The sequence below is a fragment of the Terrabacter sp. P5_B1 genome (genome assembly GCF_056400505.1).
On sequence record NZ_JBFULD010000439.1, the window covers coordinates 1 to 2789 of the forward strand.

The 2789-nt window shown below is 71.0% G+C and carries 3 protein-coding genes and 1 tRNA gene; 1 reads left to right on the forward strand and 3 read right to left on the reverse strand.

From position 1 onward, the window contains the following. Window positions 1-174: 174 nt before the first annotated feature. The 3 genes from AC1DP0_RS20555 to AC1DP0_RS20565 form a co-directional block, all read right to left on the reverse strand. Complete coding sequence (locus tag AC1DP0_RS20555; RefSeq protein ID WP_478088182.1) at window positions 175-549, reverse strand: WhiB family transcriptional regulator; 375 nt, start codon at window positions 547-549, stop codon at window positions 175-177. Between the two features lie 549 nt (window positions 550-1098). After that, on the reverse strand, window positions 1099-1614 hold the full coding sequence (locus AC1DP0_RS20560; protein WP_478088184.1) for a DUF3145 domain-containing protein: 516 nt from the start codon (window positions 1612-1614) through the stop codon (window positions 1099-1101). Between the two features lie 194 nt (window positions 1615-1808). Further along, the gene (locus tag AC1DP0_RS20565; protein WP_478088186.1) at window positions 1809-2150 is read right to left on the reverse strand and encodes a bifunctional 3-phenylpropionate/cinnamic acid dioxygenase ferredoxin subunit; all 342 of its coding nucleotides are present in this window, start codon (window positions 2148-2150) and stop codon (window positions 1809-1811) included. Between the two features lie 143 nt (window positions 2151-2293). On the opposite strand from AC1DP0_RS20565, the gene AC1DP0_RS20570 reads away from it, so the two are divergent. After that, window positions 2294-2370 (forward strand) — tRNA-Ile (locus AC1DP0_RS20570). Window positions 2371-2789: the final 419 nt, after the last annotated feature.

Genomic DNA, 2789 nt, shown 5'->3' on the forward strand with positions numbered 1-2789 from the left:
CATCAGGGTGGACGCCTGCGCGCCGGGAAGCGCGACAGGGAAGGTGGTCATGGTGGTCATCCTCTCGTGAGCCGGGCCGGGTGCCCGGAGGTCGTGACGGTGCGGTGGGCGAGGTCGTATGCCGGGAGGCGCGCCTCGCTGGGAGGCGGCCACCCGGCATACGTCCTCGGTGTCTCAGGCGCTGCGCGCCGTGTCGTGGGTGGACGGGCGCACGTTGCCCGGGAGCTCGGTCGTCGGGCGTCCCCTGGCGAGCAGCTGCCCGCCCCAGACGCCCCACTCGAGGCGTCGCTGCGCCACGGCGAGGCACACCTCGGCGAGCGGGCACCCACGGCACACGGCCCGCGCCTGCTCGGCATCGACCTCGGTGGCCGGCCAGAAGAGCTCCGGGTCGTGGGTGGCGCAACTCGGCTCCGAACCGGCGACCTCGAAAGGGTGCTCGGACGCGGCACGGAAGACCCACGCGTCGAAGGCGTGCGCCGCCCGCGACACGGGTCGGAGCCCGACCTGTCCGAGGGACTGGGCGTGAAAGGTCTTGTGGTTCCTGGTCATCCGGCGGGCTCCTTCCCGGCGCTCCGTGCAGGTCTTCTTGGGTGTGGTGGATCGGGCGAGGTGCAGCCGCACCGGGGTGGGGGCGTACAGGTCCCACCCCGGTTCGCTTCAGGCGGGCGGCATGAGAAGAGCCGCCGACCGGTCATCCCGGTGGGCGGCTCGATGGACGGAGCCAGTCAGGCTCGTCGCGTCAGCGAGGACGCAGGGCGGGATGCCACTGGTGAGGCTGGGGGCGCCGGAACTGGCCCTCCACCGGGAACGGGTAGGCCACCGCGGCGAGGCATCGGCTGCGCTTCGCTTGCACGGGGAGTCCCGTCGCCATGACTGGCCTTTCGTCTACACGTGGGAGATGGGTGGGCACCGAGGTCGGCGCGCGTCCACCCGATGATGGCAGGAGGGAACGACTGTCGCCCAGTGATTTTCGGGCGGTCCCGGCCGGCCGGCCGGCGGCCGCGCGACGCGAGGAGGGCCCGGGCGCACGAACCGCCCGGGCCCTCGTCACGTCCCGCACGCCACGCTGGAGGGCGCGGCGGACGAGCGCTGGGGCGGTCAGCCGACCTTGTGCAGCCAGCGCACCGAAGCACCGTCACCGGCGTATCGGAACACCTCGAGCTCCTCGTCCCACGGGACACCGAGCAGCAGGTCGATCTCGTCCTGGAGCGCGTCGGCGTCGCCGCGCGTGCGCACGATGGCCTCACGGAGGCGGTCCTCGTGCACGACGGCGTCACCGGAAGCGGACGTCATGGTGTGGTGGATGCCGAGGCGGGGCGTGTAGGACCAGCGTGCCCCGTCGCAGCCCGGGGAGGGGTCCTCGGTCACCTCGTAGCGCAGCCCGTCCCAGCCGCGCAGGGCACTGGCCAGCTMGGCGCCCGTGCCGGGGGCGCCGGCCCAGGTCAGCTCGGTGCGCATCATCCTGGGCGCGGCAGGCTGGGGGATCCAGTCGAGGGTCACCCGCTGGTCGAGGACGGCCTCGATCGCCCACGTGATGTGCGGGCACAGCGCGGCCGGGGCTCCGTGTACGAACAGAACCCCGCCTGTCTGGGTGCGCGACATCGCGACAGCCATCCGAACCTCCTGAAGTTGCAGGGACGTCTTCCCCAACGGCTGCGACTTCGTGGTGCGGCGAACTGTCTCGGTGATGCGGGTAGAGCGCGCTCGGCAACGAGCACTTGCCCATTGTGCACCATGGGGCACAAGGGCACCAGCAATCTCAGTTGCCGATATGTCCTCTTTCGTCCCACCCTTCCGGTCGTGACACGTCAGGCGCTCGCAGCGACCCCAGGAAAGAGGTAGACCTCGCCGTCACGGGTCTCGACCCGATGGGTCCGAACCGGCTTGGTGGCCGGGAGGCACATCGGTTTGCCGTCGCGAAGGCAGAAACGCGTCGCGTGCAGCGGGCACTCGACCTCGCCCGCCTCGATCCAGCCTTCCGCTAGCGAGGCGTCCTCGTGGGAGCACGTGTCGTCGAGCGCGTAGTACGTGCCGTCGTCGTCGCGGAAGAGTGAGATCGGCTCGGGCGTCTCGGTGACCGCCGTGTCGAGCACGAGCGCCTCGCCGGGCTCCACGTCGTCGACCGCTGCCACGCGGATGCCGTCACTCATTTCCTGTTCCTCACGTGCGGGGGCCTGGGACAGGGCGAGCCTAGAGTGTCGCGTGGCGGCCGCCGGAACCGCCTCCCGACCGTCGGCAGCGGCTCGCTAGACTCCGATCGACCTCGACGGCCCACACGGGTCGCGACGGTCCCGGGGCAGTAGCTCAGCCGGTCAGAGCAGCGGACTCATAATCCGTCGGTCCAGGGTTCAAGCCCCTGCTGCCCCACCACACGTTTGCATGACTTCGGCCGACCTGAGCAGCGGTACAAAGCGGTGCTGGCGGTGATCGGCGACGGCCGTCATCTCCGAGGTCGCCGCCGCGTGGGGCGTCTCGAGGCAGACACTGCCCGCCTGCGTGCCCGGTAACGGGACGTGAGGTCGCTCGCAGCGGCAGCGTTCGAGGAAGGCGGCCCCGCACGCCGCATGGTGGCCGAGCAGCCGAGGTCGTCGAGGTGATTCCAGATGAGTGCTTTCCTCGCGACGGTCTTGCCTCGGCGGAGACGTGCCGCCGTGTGGACGAGCGCGCCCGCTGAGACAGGGGAGGCTCAGCGGGCGCGACAGAGAGGGTGCCACAGCTGAGGGATACCCGTCCACATGAGGTGAGTTGGTGCCGCAGCCGGCAGCCTGCGGGCTCGTGCTGAACGTGGC

Bases quoted from the DNA above. Each gene is read 5' to 3' on its own strand.
- AC1DP0_RS20555 (WP_478088182.1), bottom strand. From the start codon at position 549: ATGACCAGGAACCACAAGACCTTTCACGCCCAGTCCCTCGGACAGGTC.
- AC1DP0_RS20565 (WP_478088186.1), bottom strand. From the start codon at position 2,150: ATGAGTGACGGCATCCGCGTGGCAGCGGTCGACGACGTGGAGCCCGGC.